At 54.9% G+C, this 22,396-nt stretch carries 21 protein-coding genes and 1 tRNA gene; 12 read left to right on the top strand and 10 right to left on the bottom strand.

The annotated features are described in order from the left end of the window. Positions 1-29 precede the first annotated feature (29 nt). The 5 genes from GRI39_RS02280 to GRI39_RS02260 are packed head-to-tail and all read left to right on the top strand — an operon-like array spanning position 30 to position 4,850. The gene (locus GRI39_RS02280) at positions 30-668 is read left to right on the top strand and encodes a phosphoribosylanthranilate isomerase (protein WP_160738064.1); all 639 of its coding nucleotides are present in this window, start codon (positions 30-32) and stop codon (positions 666-668) included. Next, a complete protein-coding gene (gene trpB, locus GRI39_RS02275) occupies positions 665-1,897 on the top strand; it encodes a tryptophan synthase subunit beta (RefSeq protein WP_160738063.1) in 1,233 nt (410 codons plus the stop codon). Before GRI39_RS02280 ends, trpB begins: the two co-directional genes overlap by 4 nt. Then, positions 1,894-2,688: a tryptophan synthase subunit alpha gene (gene trpA / locus GRI39_RS02270; protein ID WP_160738062.1), complete on the top strand. Its 795-nt coding sequence runs from the start codon at positions 1,894-1,896 to the stop codon at positions 2,686-2,688. The genes trpB and trpA overlap by 4 nt, the downstream gene beginning before the upstream one ends. Beyond that, positions 2,685-3,533 carry an acetyl-CoA carboxylase, carboxyltransferase subunit beta gene (accD, locus tag GRI39_RS02265; protein ID WP_160738061.1) on the top strand — a complete coding sequence of 283 codons (849 nt, stop codon included), beginning with the start codon at positions 2,685-2,687 and terminating at the stop codon, positions 3,531-3,533. The genes trpA and accD overlap by 4 nt, the downstream gene beginning before the upstream one ends. Before the next feature lie 18 nt (positions 3,534-3,551). Further along, on the top strand, positions 3,552-4,850 hold the full coding sequence (locus GRI39_RS02260) for a folylpolyglutamate synthase/dihydrofolate synthase family protein (RefSeq protein WP_160738060.1): 1,299 nt from the start codon (positions 3,552-3,554) through the stop codon (positions 4,848-4,850). A gap of 51 nt (positions 4,851-4,901) precedes the next feature. On the opposite strand, the gene GRI39_RS02255 is transcribed toward GRI39_RS02260, so the two are convergent. The 3 genes from GRI39_RS02255 to GRI39_RS02245 all read right to left on the bottom strand — a co-directional run bounded on the left by GRI39_RS02255 (position 4,902) and on the right by GRI39_RS02245 (position 7,868). After that, a complete protein-coding gene (locus GRI39_RS02255; protein WP_160738059.1) occupies positions 4,902-6,233 on the bottom strand; it encodes an AmpG family muropeptide MFS transporter in 1,332 nt (443 codons plus the stop codon). Positions 6,234-6,360: 127 nt separating this feature from the next. Continuing rightward, positions 6,361-6,921 carry a GNAT family N-acetyltransferase gene (locus GRI39_RS02250; protein ID WP_160738058.1) on the bottom strand — a complete coding sequence of 187 codons (561 nt, stop codon included), beginning with the start codon at positions 6,919-6,921 and terminating at the stop codon, positions 6,361-6,363. Further along, positions 6,918-7,868 (bottom strand): bifunctional helix-turn-helix transcriptional regulator/GNAT family N-acetyltransferase, encoded by a 951-nt coding sequence (locus tag GRI39_RS02245; protein ID WP_160738057.1) that lies wholly within the window; start codon positions 7,866-7,868, stop codon positions 6,918-6,920. The genes GRI39_RS02250 and GRI39_RS02245 overlap by 4 nt, the downstream gene beginning before the upstream one ends. Before the next feature lie 82 nt (positions 7,869-7,950). On the opposite strand from GRI39_RS02245, the gene GRI39_RS02240 reads away from it, so the two are divergent. Both GRI39_RS02240 and rsmD read left to right on the top strand, forming a co-directional pair. After that, positions 7,951-8,730, top strand: coding sequence for a pseudouridine synthase (locus tag GRI39_RS02240; protein ID WP_160738577.1), 780 nt, complete (start codon positions 7,951-7,953; stop codon positions 8,728-8,730). Beyond that, positions 8,727-9,278 (top strand): 16S rRNA (guanine(966)-N(2))-methyltransferase RsmD, encoded by a 552-nt coding sequence (gene rsmD / locus GRI39_RS02235; protein WP_160738056.1) that lies wholly within the window; start codon positions 8,727-8,729, stop codon positions 9,276-9,278. The genes GRI39_RS02240 and rsmD overlap by 4 nt, the downstream gene beginning before the upstream one ends. On the opposite strand, the gene GRI39_RS02230 is transcribed toward rsmD, so the two are convergent. Both GRI39_RS02230 and GRI39_RS02225 read right to left on the bottom strand, forming a co-directional pair. Beyond that, positions 9,250-10,548: an MFS transporter gene (locus GRI39_RS02230; protein WP_160738055.1), complete on the bottom strand. Its 1,299-nt coding sequence runs from the start codon at positions 10,546-10,548 to the stop codon at positions 9,250-9,252. The two genes, rsmD and GRI39_RS02230, sit on opposite strands and share 29 nt — an antisense overlap. Positions 10,549-10,745: 197 nt before the next feature. After that, a complete protein-coding gene (locus GRI39_RS02225) occupies positions 10,746-11,093 on the bottom strand; it encodes a hypothetical protein (protein WP_160738054.1) in 348 nt (115 codons plus the stop codon). Between the two features lie 82 nt (positions 11,094-11,175). Between GRI39_RS02225 and GRI39_RS02220 the strand changes: the two genes are divergently transcribed. After that, a complete protein-coding gene (locus GRI39_RS02220; protein WP_160738053.1) occupies positions 11,176-13,515 on the top strand; it encodes an ATP-dependent helicase in 2,340 nt (779 codons plus the stop codon). Positions 13,516-13,599: 84 nt separating this feature from the next. Here GRI39_RS02220 and GRI39_RS02215 read toward each other — a convergent pair whose 3' ends face one another. Together GRI39_RS02215 and GRI39_RS02210 are read right to left on the bottom strand one after the other, a co-directional pair. Next, positions 13,600-15,003 carry a DEAD/DEAH box helicase gene (locus GRI39_RS02215; protein WP_160738576.1) on the bottom strand — a complete coding sequence of 468 codons (1,404 nt, stop codon included), beginning with the start codon at positions 15,001-15,003 and terminating at the stop codon, positions 13,600-13,602. Positions 15,004-15,132: 129 nt separating this feature from the next. Next, on the bottom strand, positions 15,133-15,735 hold the full coding sequence (locus tag GRI39_RS02210) for a hypothetical protein (RefSeq protein ID WP_160738052.1): 603 nt from the start codon (positions 15,733-15,735) through the stop codon (positions 15,133-15,135). Between the two features lie 187 nt (positions 15,736-15,922). Here GRI39_RS02210 and GRI39_RS02205 point away from each other — a divergent pair, with 187 nt between their 5' ends. Beyond that, positions 15,923-17,362 (top strand): FAD-binding oxidoreductase, encoded by a 1,440-nt coding sequence (locus GRI39_RS02205; protein ID WP_160738051.1) that lies wholly within the window; start codon positions 15,923-15,925, stop codon positions 17,360-17,362. A gap of 72 nt (positions 17,363-17,434) precedes the next feature. Next, a complete protein-coding gene (locus GRI39_RS02200; protein WP_160738050.1) occupies positions 17,435-18,229 on the top strand; it encodes a SapC family protein in 795 nt (264 codons plus the stop codon). A gap of 270 nt (positions 18,230-18,499) precedes the next feature. Here the strand turns inward: GRI39_RS02200 and GRI39_RS02195 are convergent, their stop codons facing one another. Further along, positions 18,500-19,414 (bottom strand): N-formylglutamate amidohydrolase, encoded by a 915-nt coding sequence (locus GRI39_RS02195; RefSeq protein ID WP_160738575.1) that lies wholly within the window; start codon positions 19,412-19,414, stop codon positions 18,500-18,502. Positions 19,415-19,602: 188 nt separating this feature from the next. Here GRI39_RS02195 and GRI39_RS02190 point away from each other — a divergent pair, with 188 nt between their 5' ends. Together GRI39_RS02190 and GRI39_RS02185 are read left to right on the top strand one after the other, a co-directional pair. Next, positions 19,603-19,977 (top strand): response regulator, encoded by a 375-nt coding sequence (locus GRI39_RS02190; RefSeq protein WP_160738049.1) that lies wholly within the window; start codon positions 19,603-19,605, stop codon positions 19,975-19,977. 68 nt (positions 19,978-20,045) lie between these two features. Further along, positions 20,046-20,120, top strand: a tRNA-Val gene (locus tag GRI39_RS02185). A gap of 47 nt (positions 20,121-20,167) precedes the next feature. Here the strand turns inward: GRI39_RS02185 and GRI39_RS02180 are convergent. Then, complete coding sequence (locus GRI39_RS02180) at positions 20,168-21,181, bottom strand: hypothetical protein (protein ID WP_211371403.1); 1,014 nt, start codon at positions 21,179-21,181, stop codon at positions 20,168-20,170. Positions 21,182-21,568: 387 nt separating this feature from the next. Then, positions 21,569-22,318 carry a DNA methyltransferase gene (locus tag GRI39_RS02175; RefSeq protein WP_160738048.1) on the bottom strand — a complete coding sequence of 250 codons (750 nt, stop codon included), beginning with the start codon at positions 22,316-22,318 and terminating at the stop codon, positions 21,569-21,571. Positions 22,319-22,396 lie beyond the last annotated feature (78 nt).

The following is a 22,396-nucleotide window of genomic DNA, read 5'->3' as shown; positions in this document are numbered from 1 at the left end:
TCGGCCTATAGCCTGTAGAAAGCGCAAAGATGCCTTCTGAAATCAAGATTTGCGGTATTTCCAGTGCTCTCGCGCTTGATGCTGCAATCCAAGCCCACGCTAATTATGTTGGGTTCGTGTTTTTCTCGAAATCCCCCCGTAATGTCACAATTCGCGAAGTTGCAATCTTGGCCAGCCGCGCTCATGGCCATATTGCCAAGGTCGGCCTGTTCGTAGATCCGAATGACGACCTGTTGAGGGAAGCAGTCACAGCAGGCCAACTGGATGCCATCCAGCTCCACGGGTCTGAAACACCGGAACGCACCGCTCAGGTCAAAGCGGCTTTCGGCTTGCCAGTGTGGAAAGCTCTGCCAGTTTCCAGCCCTGACGACGTTAACCGTGCAGCCAAATATCAGGGGGCAGCTGATCTGTTCCTGTTCGATGCCAAAACACCCAAAGGCGCACTTCCGGGCGGAATGGGGCTCAGCTTTGACTGGTCATTACTGTCCGCCTATCGCGGGCAAACACCCTGGGGCCTTGCCGGGGGGCTCAACCCCGGCAATGTTGCCGACGCCATCAGGCTCACCGGTGCGCCTTTGGTCGATACATCGTCCGGCGTTGAAAGTGCCCCCGGCATCAAGGACGTGGACAGAATCGCAGCTTTCTGCAAAGCGGCTGGGTTAATATGACCGAAAAACTCAACTCCTTCCGCAATCAACCCGATGACAGCGGGCATTTTGGCGATTTTGGTGGGCGCTATGTCGCTGAAACGCTCATGCCCCTGATTCTCGATCTGGAGCGCGAATATCGGGCGGCCAAGGTTGACCCGGCCTTTCATGAAGAGTTCGACGATCTGCTCGAACATTATGTCGGCCGCCCTAGCCCGCTTTATTACGCCGAACGGCTGACCGAAAAGCTGCGCGAAAGCGCACCTGAAGGCAAAGGGGCACAGGTTTGGTTCAAGCGGGACGAGTTGAACCACACTGGCGCTCATAAGATCAACAATTGCATCGGGCAGATCCTGCTTGCGATCCGCATGGGCAAGACCCGGATCATCGCCGAAACAGGGGCTGGCCAGCATGGTGTCGCCACAGCAACTGTCTGCGCGCGCTTTGGCCTGCCTTGCGTCATCTATATGGGCGCAACGGATGTCGAGCGTCAGCAACCCAACGTCTTTCGCATGAAACTGCTGGGTGCCGAAGTGGTGCCGGTGCAAAGCGGTGCCCGCACGCTGAAAGATGCAATGAACGAAGCACTGCGCGACTGGGTCGCCAATGTGCATGACACATTCTACATCATCGGCACTGCCGCAGGCCCGCATCCCTATCCTGAACTGGTGCGTGACTTCCAATCGGTGATTGGCCGTGAAGCGCGTGAACAGATGCAAAAGCGGACGGGCCGTTTGCCCGATTTGCTGGTGGCTGCAATTGGTGGTGGCTCGAATGCGATCGGCCTGTTCCACCCCTTCCTCGATGATCCAAGCGTCAAGATGCTGGGTGTTGAAGCGGCAGGCCATGGCCTCGACAAGCAACATGCAGCCAGCCTTGCTGGTGGCTTTCCCGGTATTTTGCACGGCAACAAAACCTATCTGTTGCAGGATGAGGATGGCCAGATCGCTGAAGCGCATTCCATCAGCGCAGGGCTTGATTATCCTGGCATCGGCCCCGAACATTCATGGCTCAAGGAATCGGGCCGGGTCGATTACACATCGATCACCGATGATGAAGCGCTGGACGCTTTCCAGCTTCTCTGCCGCACGGAAGGGATCATTCCCGCGCTGGAACCTTCCCATGCCATTGCCGAAGTCGCCAAACGCGCCAAGGAAATGGACCGGGATCAGATCATCCTCGCCAATCTTTGCGGACGCGGAGACAAAGATATCTTCACTGTGGCAGAAGCCTTGGGGGCCAAGATATGACGCGCATCGCCAAGGCCTTTGCCAAGGGCCACCCGGCCCTCGTCTGCTTTCTGACCGCTGGCGATGGCGACACTGCCGCTAACCTTGATGCTTTGGTGGAGGGCGGCGCCGATGTCATCGAATTAGGTATGCCCTTCACTGACCCCATGGCTGACGGCCCTGACATTCAGGCGGCCGACCTTCGCTCCCTCGCCAATGGCACCACAACCGCCGATGTGATGCAAATCGCGGCAGACTTCCGTGCGCGCCATCCAGACATTCCACTGGTTTTGATGGGCTATGCCAATCCGATGGTCCGCCGCGGGCCTGAATGGTTTGCTGCAGAAGCTGCCAAGGCAGGTGTCGATGGCGTGATCTGCGTGGACATTCCGCCAGAAGAAGATGCTGCCCTTGGACCAGCATTGCGCAATGCCGGCATCGCACCGATTCGGCTCGCCACGCCAACCACTGATGCAAAGAGGCTTCCAGCCGTGCTGAATGGCTCAGGCGGTTTCCTCTATTACGTCTCCGTTGCCGGGATCACCGGGGTGCAGCAAGCTGCCACCGGCTCTATCGATGAAGCCGTTGCCGCGCTGAAAGCTGCCAGCGATCTTCCCATTGCGGTGGGTTTTGGAGTACGTACTCCGGAACAAGCCGCTGCTATTGCGAGAGTGGCAGATGGTGTGGTGGTTGGTTCTGCCTTGGTAAAACTTGTTGGAGAGCACGGGGCCAATGCCCCCGATGCGATCCGTGAACTGACAGCTTCGCTCGCCGAAGCAGTCCATAATGCGCGAAAGGAAACAGCGGCATGAGCTGGTTAAACCGCGTCCGCAATTCGCTCCCCTTTGGCTCCAAGCGAGAAACCTCCGATCATCTTTGGACCAAATGTCCCAATTGTTCGCAGATGATTTTCTCCAAGGAATATGAAGAGAATCTCTATGTCTGCCCGCGCTGTGATTACCATGGCCGGATTGGTGCAGACGCTCGCCTGAACCAGCTTCTCGATGCTGGCTATGATCTTCTTGCCCAACCGGTTGTGAAAGAAGATCCGCTCAAGTTCCGTGACAGCAAGCGCTATACGGATCGTCTGAAGCAGGCTCGCGCAAAGAGCGCACATAACGATGCTTTCTCAGTCGGCGCAGGCACCATTGAAGGCCGCAAGGCTGTGGTGGGTGTGCAGGATTTCATGTTCATGGCTGGGTCCATGGGCATGGCAGTGGGTGAAGCCTTCTGCCAAGGCGCAGAACGCGCGCTACGGGATCGCTCTGCATATATAGTGGTCACGGCTGCTGGTGGAGCACGTATGCAAGAGGGCATTTTGAGCCTGATGCAGATGCCCAAAGCCACGGTGATGACCCGCCGTTTGCGCGAAGCAGGCCTGCCCTATATCGTAGTGCTGAGTGACCCCACAACTGGTGGCGTTACCGCCAGCTATGCAATGCTCGGCGATGTTCAGATTGCTGAACCGGGTGCATTGATCGGTTTTGCAGGGCAACGGGTGATACAGGAAACGATCCGGGAACAGCTTCCCGATGGCTTCCAGCGTGCTGAATATCTGCATAAACACGGCATGGTTGATCGCGTTGTTCATCGTAAGGATTTGCGCTCTGAACTGGCCACTATTCTTGACTACCTTCAGCCTGCTCACGCCGCCTGAACGGCAGGTCAACCATCAGTGAAAGACTTCGCCACTTCGGAAAGCCCGGCGGTTCAGGCTCAGCTTGACCGCCTGGCTGCGCTCACTCTGCCGCAAGGCCGATTTGGGCTGGAAACGATCACCGAGATACTGGAGCGACTGGACAATCCGCAAAAGCGATTGCCGCCCGTCTTCCACGTCGCTGGCACGAATGGCAAAGGCTCGACTTGCACCTATCTGCGGATGATTCTGGAAGCCGAAGGGCTTACCGTCCACAGCGCGACAAAACCGCATCTGGTACGATATAATGAGCGTATCCGGCTGGCCGGTCACCTGATCGAAGATCAAATGCTGGCAGATCTTCTGAAAGAAGTGCTCGACACTGCAGAGGATCTGCATCCCAGCTTTTTCGAAGTCACCACCGCTGCGATTTTTCTGGCCTTCTCTCGCGTTCCAGCCGATGTCTGCGTGATTGAAGTGGGCCTTGGTGGCCGGTTTGACGCCACCAATGTTCTGGAACATCCCGCAGCTTGTGGCATCGCCACGCTGGGAATCGATCACGAAGCATTTCTTCTTCGCCCGGAAGAAGGCACTCCGGAAAGCCCGCTGGCTCGCATCGCTTTTGAAAAAGCAGGGATTGCAAGGCCCGGTGTTCCCTTGGTGACACAGAGTTACCCGGAAGCAGCACGACTGGAGGTTGAGCGTATTGCAGGCCTGGCTGGGGCTCCCTTGCATGTTCGAGGTGAAGACTGGTGGGCGAATATCGGTGAGACAATCGAATATCGTGATCGATTTGGGACGCTCACCCTTCCCTTACCGCCCCATATGCCGGGCGTTCATCAAGCAGATAATGCAGCGCTTGCCGTGTCCATGCTTCGTCATCAGGATAGGGTGAGCGTCAACGCGACTTCCATCGCAGAAGGCATTCGTGCTGCGCGGTGGCCAGCGCGCTTGCAAAAGCTCAGTTCCGGCCCGCTCACCCAATATGCAGGCGCACGGGAAGTGTGGCTTGATGGTGGCCACAACCCGGATGCAGGTCAGGCGATAGCCCGACATTTCAAAGCCCGGCCTCTCCATCTCGTTATTGGGATGCTGGACAACAAAGACCCGCAAGCCCTTATCGAACCACTTGCCGGGTCATTATTGAGCCTCACTGCGGTTCCCATCGAAGGCAGCCCTCATCACCCGGCCGAAGCCTTTGGCGACACAGCCAGAAGTGCTCCTGATATTGCCACTGCACTGGCAAATTTGCCGGCAGATGGAGTGCCCGTATTGATCGGTGGTTCGCTCTACCTGGCAGGCAAAGTCCTCAAGGCAAATGGCGAATTGCCGGACTAACGCGCTACAAAACCGCAGAGCTAAACGCTCTGCGGTTCATGTTCTCTCACCTTAGGGATCAGAGCGCGCGTCTCCTTCGCCTATTTCACCGGCAGTTCCCATAGCGGCATCCACAAGCCCGCTGCGCATCATCCACCAGAACAACACAATGCCCGGCAAGGCGAGTATGGTGGTGAGAATATAAAAGTTAGTATAACCGAAATGCTCGATCAGCGCTCCTGCGGTCGTCCCGGTCAGAAACCTTCCCACCACACTCGCACCAGCGCTGATCAGCGCATATTGTGCGGCGGTGAACCGTAGGTCACACAGAGCCGAGAAATAGGCGACGACAACAACACCGCCATAGCCACTGGCGAAATTCTCAAACCCAATCGCGCTTGCCATACCAATATTGCTATGCCCTGCTGCGGCGAGCAAAGCGAAGCTGAGGTTCGAAATACCCATCAAGATCAGGGCAATCAGGACGGACCGTTTGAGGCCAAGCTTGGAATAAACCACCCCGCCCACGAATACACCCACAATCAAAGCCCAGAAACCTACACCGATATCGTAGATCGCAATTTCATCGTTCGAAAATCCTAGATCATCAAACAGCAGGCGAAAGGTCAAATTGGCCAGCGTATCGCCAATTTTATGGACGAGAATGAAAAGCAGAACGAGGAATGCCCCCTTCCGCTTGAAAAACTCAGCAAACGGGCCGGTGATAGCGCGCCAGCTGTCAATCAGACTGCGCTTTTCAATAACCACTTTCCGCCGTTCCGGTTCACCCAGAATAAGGGCAGTCAGCATCGCTGGAAGAGCAAAGCCAGCGCAGGCAATATAGGCAGCTTCCCAACCAAAGCGGCTAGCCACCACAAGGGCTACTCCGCCGGCTGCGGCTGCACCAATTCGCCATCCATATTGACTCATCCCAGAACCCGTTCCGAGTTGATAGGGCTTCAGCGTTTCAATACGATAGGCGTCGATAACGATGTCAAAACTCGCCCCGGCCACGCCGACCAACACAGCGCAAGTGGCAGTCCAGATGATATCGCTCTTGGGATCTGCCAGGGCGAGATTGACAACGGCTGCAATGACAAACAGTCCAAGCACCAGCATCCACGAGACACGCTGCCCCAATCTGCCGATGATGGGCAGCTTCACGCCGTCCACAATCCAGGCCCACAGGAATTTCAGATTATAGACCAGAAAGGCCAAACTAAACGCTGTGATCGTCGATTTTTCGATCCCGTCCTGCGCCAGACGCGTTGTCAGCGTCGCAGCGATCAGAGCAAACGGGAAGCCCGATGAAATACCAAGAAAAAACGACGCGAGCGATTCCTTCTCCAGATAGGGCTGCAGCCCATTTCGTGCGCGTTCATTCTCGACTGTCGTATCGACCATAAAGCAACCTTATTTAACGTATTTTCGCGCGAACCTAGCTTATCGGCGCATAATGGGAAGGTCTTGGTTACTCAGCCATCCGGATTATGCCCGGATGTATCGCCTCTCTCTCTGAAAATACATGCGTTCAGACCGAAGCCTTTGTGGCTTCCAGAACCTTGCCCATCCGTACCAAAGGGACTTTGATACCATCTACGTCCGCTTCGATGGTCTCAATCGGTGTGTACCCACATGCCACGTAAAGGGGTTTCCCGCTCAGGGTTGCCATCATCTCCGCACGGGCAAAACCATCCTGTATCGCAGCAGCTTCGCACAGGGATAGAATCAGCCTCCCCACGCCCCGTCTCGCGAAATTGGGGTGGGTATACATCGCGCGCACTCTTGCGGCATCCTTGGCTGGATCGAGCAACTCCGGATCGCGCAGGCTGGTACTGTGATCACCGCCATAGAGTGTTGCCCGACGGCTCCACCCGCCACAACCAGCCAGTCGCCCTTGTTCTTCAATCATGAAATATGTCCCGTCACGGACAAGCTGGGTATCCAGCCCCATCACCGCGCGGCTAGCGCCAATTTGCTCTTCCGTCAGAAAGCCTTTTTGCAGCGTTGCTATGGAAAGCTGCATTAACTCGGAAAGAGCGGGCACATCCGCCATCGTGGCCATTCGGGATGTCAATAATGCTTGGCTCATTTGCTCTGCCCCTTGCTGCCACAATCGGAAAAGCGCAATTCCCATGTCTCGCCCTCCACCGGCTCACCAAATTCATAATGTGTCGCGGTGTTGACCTGCACAAACTCATGTCTTGCATAAAGACGGCGTGCAGCGTCGAGCACGGTATGGGTCCAAAGCCTGATCCCCCGGTGCCCGGCATTTTGCGCAAAGCTGGTCGCCTCAGCCAGCAATTGGTCTGCAATCCCGCGCTTTCGCGCAAACGGCTCAACAAATACGAGGCGCAGGCGCGCTAAATCTTCCCCTTCATCAGACAACATAAGAGAGCCGGCCATCACACCATCAAGTTCGGCAATCCAGCAATGGGAACGGGCCGGATCATATTGCCGTACAAAGTTGGTCACAATTTCTGCCGCCGTTGCCTCAAGCTGCAAGCCCCAGCCATAATGGGCATCATAAAACTGCGCCTGACGCTGTATCATCCAGCCAAGATCACCACTGCGAAAATTACGAATCCTCACGTCCCCGGGGGCCAAATCAGGTGACAAATACAAGCGTACGCGTGCCATGGAGCGGACCAGGTCTTCTCGTTCCCCGCGATCCAACTCGCTGACAAGCTGCGCCAGAGCATCGCGCTGCCGGACATCGACACGCGCAAAAAGTTCAGCCCCATCTTGTGTCAGGCTAATAGGACGAGCGCGAGCATCCTCACCTCGCCCTCTGACAATCCAGCCACGTTTTTCAAATCGGGCGATGATCCGGCTGAGATATCCAGCGTCCATTCCCAAACGATCTTGCAGAACCGTTGCACTGACCGGCTCGCTGCTGACAATTTCATACAACAGACGCGCTTCGGGCATTGTCAGTTCCGAGCCTAGGAAGTCTGCATTCAACGCACCAATCAATTGGGTGTAATAGCGGTTGAAATTGCGAATTTGCGCAATCGATACGTCAAGATCATGGTTCATGATGCACCCCATCTCGCTAAAACTTGACGGAGTCAACTATCCACTGCTTCCACCATTGCCAAACCGGCGCTATGGGCAGCCTATGGCTGTTAATGGTAAAAAGGGCGGTGACCGTCCAGAAGGCGAACGCATCGCCAAGCTCCTCGCACGTGCTGGTGTCGCCAGTCGGCGTGAAGTGGAGCGTATGATTGAAGCACGGCGCGTTGCGTTGAATGGGGCCGTGCTGGAAACTCCGGCAACGATTCTGCCCGACCTGCGCGGTGTAACGGTGGATGGCAAACCTGTTGCCAGGGCAGAACCTGCAAGGCTTTTTTGCTTCCATAAGCCATCGGGCCTGATCACGGCTGAGCGTGACCCTGCCGGGCGCCCGACAATTTATTCGGCCCTGATAAATGCCTTGCCCAAGGGGACGCCACGCGTGATGCCTGTCGGCCGCCTTGATATCAACACCGAAGGCCTGTTGCTGCTCACCAATGATGGAGAGTTGAAACGTGCACTTGAATTGCCTTCCTCGGGTATTCCGCGCACCTATCGCGCCCGTGCCTTTGGCGATGTGACGCAGGCCCAGCTTGAAGAGTTGATGGATGGCGTCACTATCGACGGCATGCATTATAGCCGTATCGATGCGAATATGGAGCGCAGCACCGGGCGCAACCAGTGGATAGAACTCACACTGACGGAAGGTAAAAACCGTGAAGTCCGCCGCGTGCTTGAACATCTCGGCCTTCAGGTCTCCCGCCTGCTCCGCACGTCTTACGGTCCCTTTGAGCTGGCCGATTTGCGCCGTGGGTCAGCGGTAGAAGTCAAACAGGCTGATGTTGAGCGGTTGCGCAAACAATTGAAGCGCGGTGAAGCGATATGAGAATTATTGCTGGCGAATGGCGGAAACGCCCCCTGCGCGCACCTGCAGGGGAATCGACCCGGCCCACGGCCGACCGCACGCGGGAAACGCTCTTTTCCATGCTCCTTAGCCGCCTTGGAACTTTTGAAGATCTGAGAGTGGCAGATCTGTTCGCCGGATCGGGTGCACTCGGCCTTGAAGCTTTATCACGCGGGGCAGCACATTGCCTTTTTGTTGAAAATGACGCTGCAGCTATTCGCACCTTACGCGAAAATATCGCATCCATGCGGGCCCAGCAGGCATGTGATGTTCGTGCATCTTCCGTGATGGCCTTGGGTCCAGCAAAAGGCGCTGTGCCAGACCTGATACTGCTCGACCCACCCTATCATACAGGAGCGGGCATTGTCGCACTTGAGAAACTCGATCGGCTGGGATGGATTGCACCGTCCTGCTGGATCGCGCTCGAAACTGCACATAATGAAGATGTGAAAGTCAAAACGCTCGAACTGGAAGCAGAGCGTAAAGTCGGCAAAGCCAAGATCACACTGCTGCGTAAGGCTTCGGTTTAGTTTCTTTTCCGAGGAATACGCCCAGCAGCGTTACCGCTCCGGCAGCGCTCAGGAAAAGTCCGACCATTGAAGTGCCGCCCGCGCCGCTCAGCATCTGAGCGGCGATGGGGGCCACTGCCCCACCAATAATCCCGCCGCCATTAAAGGCGATGGAGATGCCGGTATAACGCAGGGTGACCGGGAACAATGTCGGCAGCCAGGAGCCAAGCGGACCATACACCAGCCCCATTATGAAGAGCGCGACACACAAGGTTACAAAAACAACCGGTAAGGAACCTTCGGCAATCGCTGGGCCGAAGATGAAACCAAGCGCAACCGTGCCTAGCGCACCCCACATCAAAACGGCTTTGCTGCTCGTAAAATCCCCTCGGATCGCGGCCACCACAATCCCCAGCGCAAGAAACAGATTAGCCCCTAATTGCAACGCCAGCATTGTCTCACGATCCACACCGCGAGCCGTGGTCATGTGACCCAGCGCAAAGGCTGTTGAGAGGTAGAAGATTGCAAAGCAGGCGATCACGCCTGCGCCACCTGCAATCAGCCGCACACCATGCCCACGCAAAATATCACTGATAGGCAGCGATGGCGGTGGGGCGTCATCCAATGCTTGAGCAAAGGCCTGCGTTTCACCAATCCGCAAGCGGACCCAAAGCCCAAGGCCTACCAAAATAGCGCTTAGCAAGAATGGGACTCGCCACCCCCAGGCAAAGAAATCAGCCTCACTCAGCCATAAGCCGAGCAAAAGATACAGACCATTGGCGGCCAGAAAGCCGACTGGTGCACCAAGCTGTGGCGCAGCGCCAAAGCGCGCCTCCCAGCCTTTGGGTGCGTTCTCTACCGCCAGAAGCGCCGCCCCGCCCCATTCGCCACCAAGTCCGAAACCTTGGCCAAAGCGCAGAATACACAAAAGAAAGGGCGCAACCCAACAAACCTGTTGTCCGTTAGGCAAAGTCATATGATACGTGGGCAGAAAAGCGATGAGCAAAGTCGATATGCCCATCAGCATCAGCGAAACCACCAAAGTTGATTTGCGGCCGATTCTGTCACCGAAATGACCAAAAGCGATCGCGCCTACAGGTCTGGCAACGAATGCCAGGCCAAAGCTCATCAAACTCAGCAATAATTGCGCGGATGCGCTTTCGGCAGGAAAGAAAAGCGGGCCAAGCACCAAAGCGGCAGCCGTTGCATAGACATAAAAGTCATAAAATTCGACCGCCGTTCCCACCAGGGATGCGGCTAAAATGCGACGATGTTGCTTGATTGGTGACACAAGACTTCCCCCTCTTTGGGAAGCTCGGCTGCGCCGCACAGGGAAACTTGTCAAGTTGTGCGGTGACAAGGGATGCCGCTTTACGGAAAAAGGGCGCCAGCTAAAGCTGAACGCCCCTTCTCACTCATTAACTTGAACGGAATATCTGGCCGGACACAAGAAAGCCCGGCCAGCTAAGCGCCCCGCAAGCCGCTCATTTACTGTTGAGGAGGCTTGTTCTTCATGCTGCTGGCAGGTTCCCCCGGCCAATAATCAAGCGGACGATTGCCATAATTCTTACCTGCTGCGCGGGGCTGAATACATCCATCGGTCTGATTCTTACCGCATATCGGATACTGACCCGAAGCGGGTTGAACAGGTGCCGGAACTGCCTGAATAACAGGTTCAGATACCATTCTGGCGGCTGGCTCAGTTTCGTAAGTGGTTTCGGTGATAACAGTTTCTTCAACTGGCTGGCTGGCGCCATCCGGCTGGGCTTGTTGAGCCATTGCTGGAGTTGCACTGAGGACCATGGCCCCGGCGGCGGCGAGTATGAGATTACGCATAAAAACTCCTCTCGAACTGATTTCACCATCACAACGAGATTAGACATGGCCGGTTCCCCGAGCACTCTTGCGTCCATTGGCGATGTTCCCTAACTGTTCGCATGTGAATAAGCACCTGCCCAAAAACGACACGCCCTCAGCCCTTTCGCCCGCAGACTCTCCACCTGCTTGGCTTGCCGGCTTGAACGATCCGCAACGCGAAGCTGTGATGACCACTGAAGGCCCTGTCCTGATGCTGGCAGGAGCCGGGACCGGCAAAACAGCGGCGCTCACCGCGCGGCTTGCCTATATGATCCGTGAAGGGCTGGCATGGCCCAGCCAGATATTATGCGTGACCTTCACCAATCGTGCTGCAAAAGAAATGCGCCACCGGGTTGGCGAATTGATTGGGGATGCAGTGGAAGGAATGCCCTGGCTTGGCACCTTCCATTCCATTTGTGCCAAAATGTTGCGCCGCCATGCAGAACTGGTTGGTCTGGAAGCCAATTATACAATTATCGACATGGATGATCAGCAGCGCCTGCTGAAACAATTGATCGCCGAGAACGGGATTGACGAAAAGCGTTTCCCCGCGCGCGAATTGGCTCGGCTGATTGACCGTTGGAAGAACCGTGGCCTCAATCCTGGGGATCTCGATGCTATCGAAAACGAAGCCTATGCCAATGGGCAAGGCCTCAGGATGTATCGGCAATATCAGGATCGTCTGATCGCACTGAATGCCTGTGATTTCGGTGACTTACTTCTGCATGTTCTGAATATTTTTCGAAATAGCCGGGATGTTCTTGAACAATATCAGGAGAGATTCAAATATGTCATGGTGGACGAGTATCAGGACACCAATGGCGTCCAGTATTTATGGCTGCGCCTCTTAGCGCAGAGCCGTAAAAACATCTGCGTAGTGGGCGATGATGACCAGTCAATCTATTCATGGCGCGGCGCAGAAGTTGCCAATATCCTGCGGTTTGAAAAGGATTTTCCGGGTGCCAAAGTTATCCGGCTTGAACAAAATTACCGTTCCACCCCGCATATTCTGGGCGCGGCCTCTGGGCTGATCGCTGAGAATAGCCAGCGCCTTGGCAAAACACTCTGGACCGAATTTGACGGCGGGGATCAGGTGCGAGTGATCGGTGTGTGGGATGCACCTGAAGAGGCCCGGCGCCTGGGTGAAGAAATTGAAAGGCTTGAGCGTGAAGGCGCTCCACTGGATGAAATCGCGATCCTCGTTCGCGCCCAGTATCAAACACGTGAATTCGAAGATCGTTTCATACAAATCGGCCTTAACTATCGGATTATTGGTGGTTTTCGTTTTTATGAGCGTGCAGAAATCCGTGATGCCCTCGCCTATCTGCGTGTCATAGCCCAGCCACAGGATGATCTGGCGTTTGAGCGCATTTACAATCAGCCCAAGCGGGGCCTTGGTGCTAAAACGCTCGAGAAAATGCACCAGCATTCGCGCCGTGTAGGACAACCGCTGGCCGCCGCCGCGCTTGATCTGGCGGATACGGATGAGCTTCCGGCACGCGCAAAAAACACCGTCATTGCCCTGATGGGTGATTTCCTGCGCTGGCGTGAAATGTCGGAAACGATACCTCCGTCAGAGCTTCTGCGAACCGTACTGGAAGAATCCGGCTATAGTCAGATGCTTCAGGCGGACCGCTCCAGCGAAAGTGCCGGGCGGATCGAAAACCTGACCGAACTTGCCCGGGCAATGGAAGAATATCAGAACCTGGGTGAATTCCTCGAGCATGTCAGCCTTGTGATGGACAATGATGCAACTGGCGACGAGGAAAAAATCACAATCATGACCATGCACGCAGCCAAGGGTCTGGAATTTAACCACGTCTTTCTTCCTGGCTGGGAAGAAGGCGTTTTTCCATCGCAGCGTGCACTGGATGAAGGCGGACTTGCCAGCCTCGAAGAAGAGCGCCGTCTGGCCTATGTCGCAATCACCCGCGCAAAGCGACGTTGCACTATTCTTCACGCTTCCAACCGCAGGATCTATGGGCAATGGACGAGTTCCATTCCATCCCGCTTCATCCAGGAATTGCCAGAAGTCCATATTCAGCAGGAGACCACATTAACCGGCGGGGCTTCACTATGGCGCGCGAATTGGAGCGAACAGGAAGACCCTTTCGCCAATGTCGCGCAGAACAGGCCGGACAGAGCCGGAAACCGCGGCCCCGGCTGGCAACGCGCTTTGACAAGTGGTTACGATTCAGCCCCCAAACGCCTGAAGGAAAGTGGCCGTAGCGCTGCCAGCTTCGCTGCCAAGCCGCGCACCGATATCAAGATCGGAGACCGCGTGTTTCACGACAAGTTTGGCTATGGTGAAGTGATGGGCCAAGAAGGTAACAGATTGGAAATCGAATTCGATAATACTGGACGCAAACGGCTGCTGGACAGTTTTGTCAAACTGGCATGACGGCCCGAACGGGTGAACTCGACACAGCAAAAAGGGGCAGATCCATCGGAGCTGCCCCTTTTTATGAATATCAAAATATTTGCGTCAGACGACAATTGCCGAAACATGCAGGAATTCAGGGATTGGCCCACACCAATCACCATGGACGCCCATTTCCTGAGGGATTGCCTGTTCACGCGGGCGACGCTTGGACGATTGTGGCTCTTTAGACGCAGGGGCTGACCGTGCAGCAGCACGCTTGGGGGTAGCAGCGGCCTTAGCCTCCACCGGATCAGATGCCGTTTCCTCAGTTTTCTGAGGGGCAGCCTTACGCCTTGATGAGCTGCGCTTAGGCTTTTCTTCAACTGGCTTTTCCGCATTCTTCGCGGTGCCATCTTCGAATTCCCAAACTGCGATGGGAAGGCCAGTCAGCTTTTCGACATTGGCAATGGCTTCCTCGTCCGAATCAGTGACGAAGGTAAATGCCCTGCCCTTTGCCCCCGCACGGCCTGTCCTGCCAATACGGTGCACATAGTCATCCGGATGCCAGGGTGTATCGAAATTGAAGACATGGCTCACACCTTTGACGTCAATTCCGCGTGCTGCGACATCTGAAGCCACCAGCACATTGATTTCACCGGCTTTGAACAAAGCCAATTCAGCCATACGGCTGGACTGGTCCATATCGCCGTGGATCTCACCAACGGCGAAACCTGAACCCTTGAGGCTCTTAGCAAGCTCACGCACCGTCGTTTTGCGATTGGCAAAGATGATCGCATTTTGCACATCATCATTACGCAGCAGATGCCGGAGCACTTCACGCTTTTTGCGCGGTGTCACCTTCACCTTATGCTGAACGATATTGATATTAGCCGTCGCTGGGCGAGCCATTTCAATATATTTCGGATTGGTGAGGAAGCGATCAGCAAGCTTTTTGATCGGCGGAGGCATCGTCGCAGAAAAGAGCAAGGTCTGACGGTTAGCGGGGAGCTTTTCGCAGATCTTTTCGATGTCCGGGATGAAGCCCATGTCAAGCATCCGGTCCGCTTCATCGATCACCAGCAATTCACAACCGGTCAGCAAGATCTTGCCGCGTTCGAACAAATCCATCAGCCGACCTGGAGTGGCGATGAGAACATCAACGCCTTCATCCAGCGCCTTGACCTGATCGCCCATCTGAACACCGCCAATCAGCAACACCATAGAAAGCGAGTGATTCTTGCCATATTGGACGAAATTATCAGCAACTTGCATCGCCAGCTCACGCGTCGGTGCGAGGATCAGGGAACGCGGCATTCTCGCACGCTTACGGCCCTGGGCAAGGATATCGATCATCGGCAAAACGAAGCTGGCCGTTTTCCCGGTGCCCGTCTGCGCAATAGCGATGAGGTCCTTCATCATCTGGACCTGAGGGATGGCCTGCGCCTGAATAGGTGTCGGCTCAGTGTAGCCAGCGGATTCAACCGCTTGCAGCAATTTGTCAGACAGGCCGAGATCGGCAAATTTCATAAGCGTCGTAATGTCCGGGTCGGTTTTGGCGTTCATTCACCAAGGAAATCAGTGGCACAAACGCCACCTGCAATATGCGCCGCCTATGAACTGATCTGCGAAAAAGTCAAGAAATCTTGGGACTAATGACTATTGCTGCCACGCAACCAAACGGCTGAGCTTGGCCACACCGCAACTCGACCCAGTACGAGACTGCAGCCTGTCACGACCCGAACAGATCATGCCGTCCTTGTTTTTCTCGACATAGAAACCGGAATAAAAATCGCGCGCACTGCAGTTACGCTCCAGTGCCACGCTCAACACACGGCGGTCGTGCATGAACAGAAGCAAGCGATTGGGATGCGCGGGCTGCGTTCCAGCAATATCCTTGATCGGGATACAGCCCTTGATCTTCTTTTCCTCAAATCGAGTAGGCATTTCACGCCGCGGCAATTGGGCGAGCATTTGCTGACGCGTCGAAGGGGAAGTCGGTGTAATACGAATGATAACTCGTCGCTCAATCCGCACGTCATGATAGACCGGTTCGGAATAGGCCGCCACCAGCGGAGCGGACCGTTTGAAAGCATCACTGTCAGGGGAAAGCCGCTTTTGTTCACGCTGTGTCAGATTGCTCGAATCGTTCAAGGGCGGCGCTTGCGGCGCAACCATAACAGCATCATCTGAAGCTAGTTCCGCAACTGAAACAGGTGCAAGAATAGCAACAGAGGCAAGAAGAGCAGTAAGACTATTCATCCAGCGATAAAATCACATTACAGCGCATCGAAGCGATCAAGCCCCCTTCTAGAACTCTTCAATTGAATGATGCCTTAATTCCATTCATCTTGACAAGAGAACGCTTCACCCAACCATGACGCACCGCGTCAGATTTAACCGAATACCCACTCTGGCATGGTATCTCAGGATCGGGCAAAAGCACCATATGAACGACAATCATGAATTTCTCAGCGCCGCCGATGCGCTTCTTGGCTCCCGTGGGTTCACGCAGGATGCTGATCTGATGGAACCCTGGCTGACGGATTGGCGCGGCCGCTTTACCGGCAAGGCTTTGGGCCTGGCATCACCCGCCTCAACGCAAGAAGTATCGGAACTTGTCAAATTATGCGCGCAGCATGATATTCCCATTGTTCCGCAAGGCGGCAACAGCGGCATGTCAGGCGGAGCGACGCCTGACACATCAGGCACGGCCATTATTCTTTCATTGCGCCGCATGAACGCGATCACGCGTTTCGATGAAGATGCCAAGGAAGTTACATGTGAAGCAGGAGTTATTTTGCAGACCCTGCATGAAATGGCAGAGAGCAAAAACCTCCGCTTCCCGTTGAGTTTGGGCGGCAAAGGTTCTGCAACCATCGGTGGATTGGTTTCAACCAATGCGGGTGGAACGCAGGTTTTACGCCACGGTTCAATGGGCGCTCAGGTTCTTGGCCTGCAAGCTGTTCTGGCCGATGGCAGCATTTTTGACAGCCTCACTCCACTAAAGAAAGACAATCGCGGGTTTGACCTGAAACAAGTGCTGATCGGCTCGGAAGGCACACTGGGCATAGTGACAGCGGCCACGCTCAAGCTCATCCCGGCACTGGCAGATCGGGCCGTGCTCTGGGCTGGTGTTGCCTCGATTCTCGATGCCCGCAAACTGCTGCTTCATGCCGATAATCTGGCAGGAGATGCGCTGGAGGGCTTTGAGGTTTTGCCCAAACACAGCCTCGATGCGGTGCTGGACTACGCCCCTCAGTCCCGCTCCCCACTTCAAGGAGAGCATGAATGGCATTGCCTCATCGAACTGACCGCCGATGCGTCCACTGCTGACAGATTACAGGATCTGGCGACGAAGCTGCTCGAATCAGCTTTTGAAGAGGGTCTGGTCGAAGACGCCACAATCGCTGCAAATGAGACACAAGCTGCGGATTTCTGGGCTATTCGCGAAGATATTTCTCCGGCTGAACGGGCCATTGGTCCGGCTGTTCAGCATGATATATCCGTTCCGGTGTCCAAAATGGCTCAGTTTGTTTCTGAAGCCGTTCCCCAAGTTGAGGCTCAGTTCCCCGGTACTGTTGGCGTCGCTTTTGGGCACCTTGGTGACGGCAATGTGCATTACCATGTGTTGGCACCCAAAGGGGCAGAGCGCGGTGTATGGGAAAGAAAAGAAGGCAAGAAAATCAGCTCCTTCGTTTACAATCTTGTCACCGAATGGGGTGGATCAATCAGCGCCGAACATGGCATAGGTCAGCTCAAGATCGATGAATTGGCACAATTGGCCGACCCGGTTGCGCTGAAAATGATGCGCTCTATCAAGCGCGCGCTTGATCCACAGGAGAGGCTGAATCCGGGAAAACTCGTATGGCTTGCGGACAAAGTGTAAGCAATCTAGTGAGGCCTTTACCCAATCGGTATAGCGTAATCCGATAGTCTTTAGCATCTGCGGAGAGTTAAAATGGCCAGTGCGCCGCAATCAAATCTGCCTCTTTTTTACCACGACCTTATGCCGCTCAACAGCCGCGACCACGCGGAATGGAAAGCGAAGTCGGTCGACAAGGCACCATGGATCGCCGGTCAACACGCGATTCCGCTGACAGTGGACGAATTCGCCCGCGCACAGCGCAATTTCCCAATCGTTTTCTCGAACAGTGAAAAGCCTGTTCCTTTGGCGCTTTTGGGGCTCCATGAAGGTGTGAATGTCTTCTTTGAAGACGATGGCAAAGCAATCGGCGACTTCTACGTTCCGGCCTATGCCCGCCGCTACCCCTTCCTGCTCGCCAAGCTCGACAGCAATTCTGACAATATGTCACTTTGCTTCGACCCATCGAGCAAGCTTGTCGGGAAGTTCAAGGAAGGCGCAGAGCTTTTCGCTGAAGAAAAGCCGACAGAACATACGCAGGAACTCCTGCAGTTTTGCCAGCGCTTTGAAGAAGCTGGTCAGCGCACGCAGTCCTTCGTTGAAGAACTTCAGAAGGCTGACCTCCTGATGGACGGCGAAGTGGCCATCCAGCGCAATGGGGAAGAACAGCCCTTCATCTATCGCGGCTTCAAGATGGTCAATCAGGACAAGCTGCGTGATGTTCGTGGTGATCAACTGCGCACATGGAATCAGAACGGCCTGCTGCCACTCATTTTTGCCCACCTGTTCTCGCTTGATCAGATGCGCATCATCTTTGCCAAGCAGGTTGAACAAGGCAAAGGCCCCTCTGCACAGCCTGCTGCAGACTTGCCGAAGACCCAAGTAAACTAAGCAATATCATGTAGTTACATATTTCACACAGTTTACCAGATTGATTGCACAAAATCTTTTATGCAACTTTCTGGTGAACTGTCTTGAAGTGTTAATCCGAATGATTATTTTGGATTTGTCCGGTCGCCGCTCCCCTCATGGCGTTACCGGATAGGTGCACCCTAGCACCTCCTCCCTGAACCTTGGCCACCTCGTGTATTTACACGAGGTGGTTTTTTCATGGGGAAAGCCAAAAGCATTGCATCACGCAATCTGGCTCAGTCGGTCAATTTACTCAGCTGCCTGACGAATATGCCCACCACCCAGCACAATCACTTCATCCACCAGCGCCCGCACAAGGCTGGCGACACTTGCAATCACAGTTTCAGCTTGTGGTGAAAGTTCTTTCAACTCGTCATCAAGATAAGTCGCGCGGCATATTTCAAGCTGCAATCCATGCAGTCCTCCGCGCGGCGCTGTATGGCGATCCAGAACATAACCGCCAGAATAGGGTCGATTATGCGCCACCAACCAGCCTTCAGAGCTGAGGTGGGACAAAGCTCTCGCACTTAACTGCGGATCACAAGATGATCCGAATCGGTCTCCAATGACGAAGTCAGGTGCAGCATATGCACCATGCTTAACTCCAAGCGGAGGCATGGAATGCAAGTCAAGCAGCAGAGCAGCGCCCCAACGATCTCGTATCTTACGCAACATTGTTTCCAACTGACCATGATATGGCCGGTGGATCATTTCGATCCTGTCCGTCACCTCTGAGAAGGACAATGGCCTATTCCAAATTTCGCCTATCTCTCCCAAACGGCGGGGAATAAGCCCCAAGCCGCTCCGCGCCCGGTGGCTCTGACGGATTCGGCGCAGAACATTAGGCGTTGCATCAGACAGCATCGTACTATCGAGATCGTCGATCGACCGGTTGAGGTCAATCATCGCACGTGGTGCATGGGCGATCAGCACCAAGGCTCCGGTTACCTTGGCAACTGCTGCGGCCAATTGATCGACATATCGGTCTTCAAGCTTCAAAGCTGCCTTGTCCGCATAACGCATCGAATCACGCAAGGAACTGGAATAAGCCCTACCGCCATGAGGCGCAGATATCAGAACGGGGATTTCCGATTGACCACCCTCATTCCAACTGAAGGCTGCAGATTTAAGCGTTCCTGGAACATGTCCACCATCATGCCGCATCGAATCGCTCTCCTGGCCCAGTATCCTGATTTTATAGAAGCTGGCGCGATGTGACTGTTCTGTCAAAAAATCTCTGTTGCGCACAATCTGTTTCAAAGCTGGGCACCTTCCAAGCTCTCAAGATTAATTCGCAACAAGCAATTATAGGCACTATTACGCTCGGAAATCAAAGTAACCAAGGACCCCCCATGCAACGCATTCTGCTCGCCGAAGATGATAATATCATGCGGCCCTATTTGCAGCAGGCGCTGGAGAGAGGCGGCTATGAGGTGGTGGCGGTTGATAAAGGAACTGAAGCGGTTCCTTTGCTGGAAAATGAATTTTTCGACCTTCTCTTATCCGACATCGTCATGCCGGAAATGGATGGAATCGAGCTTGCACAATATTGTTCAGAAGTAAGTCCACGAACCAAAGTGATGTTCATCACCGGCTTCGCGGCTGTTTCGCTCCGCGCGAGCCGTGAAGCCCCTCATGCAAATATTTTATCAAAACCCTTCCACCTCAAAGACTTAACATCTCAGGTCGGCAAAATTTTGCATGAAGCTGCATTAATGCGCGTTTAGCTCTTGCCAAGCATAATGCTCCCCGCTAGATCGCCGCAACCGGTTCAAACCGGAACTGACGAATAAGTGGGCGTATAGCTCAGTGGTAGAGCACTGTGTTGACATCGCAGGGGTCGGAAGTTCAACTCTTCCTACGCCCACCATTCGGAACTTTAAGATAACCCGCTGAAATGGTGGGTTTTTCTTTGCTTCAAGCATATTTCTTAGCCCCTCCGATTGGGATGATTTCGGCGTCGTCTCCGGTGCTGCTCCGGCGAAATGCTCCCGGTGCCAGCTTTTCGATCTCGTCAATGATTGCTTCTATCTCGGTGCGCGCGGCTGAGAGATAGCCCGGATCGAAGGGGGCGTAGATGTCGGATATCTGATCGAATCGGCTATGCCCCAGGAACATCTCGATTTCCTGCCAGTCCGATTTTGCCATGCGGTCGCGCAGCAGCTTTGCCATCGATCGGCGGACCAGCTTCATGCCGCCCTGCCCCTCACCGGGAAGCCCAATCTCAATTGCCATCGTATCCCATGCTGAGCGCACCGACTGCACGCCCACGTAATAGCCATCCTCCGCCGCATCGAAATGAAGCGCGGCCTGCCAGGCTATCGGCAATATGGGGCGGTACTTCTTCGTCTGCCGCCTGCCTGCCGGATTAAGGTCGAGAATGCGGGCGTCGCTGTTCCACTGGCGCTTTGTCTTGCCCAAATGAATGTCATGCACCGCGTCGGGCCTTGCCATTGTGGCAACGGCGGCGATCAGAAAACGGTGGAGCGCACCGCGCTTCTTGGGAAAGCGAGGGTCCGCTGCGAACCGGAACATGGAAGCCAGTTCCTTCACGTCGCTTCTGTGGTGCGGCGTGCGGTTGATCGACTTCGTGGGCACAGGCTTGAACAATGTCGGCCGCGCGGTGTCGCCTCTGGAATGTGAAAAGTTGATAGCTGCGGCCAATTGAATGACGCTGTTCTCGATCGTCGAAAGGGCGCGCTCACGCTCCTTGCCGTATTTGGAGACAATGGGCCTCTTGGCGAGCCATTCGCGGAAGCCCTTCACCCACTCTTCAGTGATGCGCTCGCATGAAATGGTAAGGTCGCCCCGCTCCGCGATGTATTCGGTAACATGCGCAAGCCGATACCCAATCGCCTCGTCACCATCGGCCTTTATCGCAAGGTAATCCTGGATGGATTGCAGGAGCAGAAACCGGCTCCCGCTATTCATTCTCTGGCCGCAAGTCGGGCAAATGTCAGCGCCCTCGCTATGCTGGAGATAATGGCGGTCTAGCGCGCCTTTCGCCTCGGCAACATCTCTTGTACGCGTTGAAGTGCTTCGCGTCCGTCCGCGGTCGTTGTCATACCAGAAGATTGTGAGGTACGGGGTTCTAAGCGATCCGTCTCGCTTGCGATCCCAATCGAGCCAATATTGGCCTCTCTGATAGACCCCCTTCGACGCTGGACGTTTCGACACTCCGCTTGCTCCTTCAGTTCCGCACTAGCCAATTTTCGAACGGCATCGATCGCGCCGGAATGCGTGAGCATATCCAGTTCTTCATCGGAAAGCCGAATCCCTCTGCCCTTCTCAATAGCGCGAGATAGACGCCTATCCAGTTCAAGCGCACCCACAGACTGCCTCCATTTCCTGCACGGCAGCGGTGATCCGCGCACATGCGGTTTCAAAGTGTTTCGGGTTCTTCTCGATACCCCAGAATTGCTTGCCCGCCCGGATCGCTGAAATTCCGGTGCTCCCCGTTCCCATGAAGGGATCGCAGATCCGCTTCCCTTGCACGTTCGTTACGATCTTATTCATCACGGGCAGAGGCTTCACGGTTGGGTGGCCAAACACTTTCGATGGCATGGAAGAAGCAGCGATGTGGCGGTGCATGTCATGATGCTCACCAACCGGATGATACCCTTTGTTCCACGCATGGATATACGGCTCCATGTCAGCGATATAGTGCTTGTTCCGGTGTGGGGGCGGATTGGTCTTCAGCCAGACGCACAAAGCCGCTCGATGGAAGCGCGGGCGAAGCCTGGCGAACATATCGGCCACAAGAAGCGCATCATCCTCACCTTGGACCATATCACCAACCAGCTCGCCTATCTGGTCGTTGTGGCAGAATACCACCACGGCGCCGGAAAGCGCCGGGTCTATAATCGAATGGTCAAAGCCACGATCAAGGCCTTCTGCGACGATCTGGTCACTTGCACCGCGCGCTTTACGATAAGCGCCACCGCCTGAATTGTTGAAACGGTATGGCGGGTCCATCACGTCTGCATCCATGAAGCCTAGCTTCGGGCGGATTTTGTAGGCGTCGCCCAAATAGAGCGTTGCCGGTCCTATAGTGACGGGTGAAGTCATGCGGCAATCTTCCGTAACTTTCTGCGAACGGCCCGTTTACTGACTCGCAGCCCATAGCCCCAAGCAGCGAACCTAATT

This window comes from Altericroceibacterium indicum (assembly GCF_009828105.1).
In the GTDB taxonomy this organism is placed as follows: domain Bacteria; phylum Pseudomonadota; class Alphaproteobacteria; order Sphingomonadales; family Sphingomonadaceae; genus Altericroceibacterium; species Altericroceibacterium indicum.
Note: the sequence above shows the minus strand (reverse complement) of the source record. Positions and strands in the feature narration are given on the sequence as shown.

Coding starts and splice junctions, on each gene's coding strand:
- GRI39_RS02280 (WP_160738064.1), top strand. CDS start 30: ATGCCTTCTGAAATCAAGATTTGCGGTATTTCCAGTGCTCTCGCGCTT.
- trpB (WP_160738063.1), top strand. CDS start 665: ATGACCGAAAAACTCAACTCCTTCCGCAATCAACCCGATGACAGCGGG.
- trpA (WP_160738062.1), top strand. CDS start 1,894: ATGACGCGCATCGCCAAGGCCTTTGCCAAGGGCCACCCGGCCCTCGTC.
- accD (WP_160738061.1), top strand. CDS start 2,685: ATGAGCTGGTTAAACCGCGTCCGCAATTCGCTCCCCTTTGGCTCCAAG.
- GRI39_RS02255 (WP_160738059.1), bottom strand. CDS start 6,233: ATGGTCGATACGACAGTCGAGAATGAACGCGCACGAAATGGGCTGCAG.
- GRI39_RS02250 (WP_160738058.1), bottom strand. CDS start 6,921: ATGAGCCAAGCATTATTGACATCCCGAATGGCCACGATGGCGGATGTG.
- GRI39_RS02245 (WP_160738057.1), bottom strand. CDS start 7,868: ATGAACCATGATCTTGACGTATCGATTGCGCAAATTCGCAATTTCAAC.
- GRI39_RS02240 (WP_160738577.1), top strand. CDS start 7,951: ATGGCTGTTAATGGTAAAAAGGGCGGTGACCGTCCAGAAGGCGAACGC.
- rsmD (WP_160738056.1), top strand. CDS start 8,727: ATGAGAATTATTGCTGGCGAATGGCGGAAACGCCCCCTGCGCGCACCT.
- GRI39_RS02225 (WP_160738054.1), bottom strand. CDS start 11,093: ATGCGTAATCTCATACTCGCCGCCGCCGGGGCCATGGTCCTCAGTGCA.
- GRI39_RS02220 (WP_160738053.1), top strand. CDS start 11,176: ATGTTCCCTAACTGTTCGCATGTGAATAAGCACCTGCCCAAAAACGAC.
- GRI39_RS02215 (WP_160738576.1), bottom strand. CDS start 15,003: ATGAAATTTGCCGATCTCGGCCTGTCTGACAAATTGCTGCAAGCGGTT.
- GRI39_RS02210 (WP_160738052.1), bottom strand. CDS start 15,735: ATGAATAGTCTTACTGCTCTTCTTGCCTCTGTTGCTATTCTTGCACCT.
- GRI39_RS02205 (WP_160738051.1), top strand. CDS start 15,923: ATGAACGACAATCATGAATTTCTCAGCGCCGCCGATGCGCTTCTTGGC.
- GRI39_RS02200 (WP_160738050.1), top strand. CDS start 17,435: ATGGCCAGTGCGCCGCAATCAAATCTGCCTCTTTTTTACCACGACCTT.
- GRI39_RS02195 (WP_160738575.1), bottom strand. CDS start 19,414: ATGCGGCATGATGGTGGACATGTTCCAGGAACGCTTAAATCTGCAGCC.
- GRI39_RS02190 (WP_160738049.1), top strand. CDS start 19,603: ATGCAACGCATTCTGCTCGCCGAAGATGATAATATCATGCGGCCCTAT.
- GRI39_RS02180 (WP_211371403.1), bottom strand. CDS start 21,181: ATGAATAGCGGGAGCCGGTTTCTGCTCCTGCAATCCATCCAGGATTAC.
- GRI39_RS02175 (WP_160738048.1), bottom strand. CDS start 22,318: ATGACTTCACCCGTCACTATAGGACCGGCAACGCTCTATTTGGGCGAC.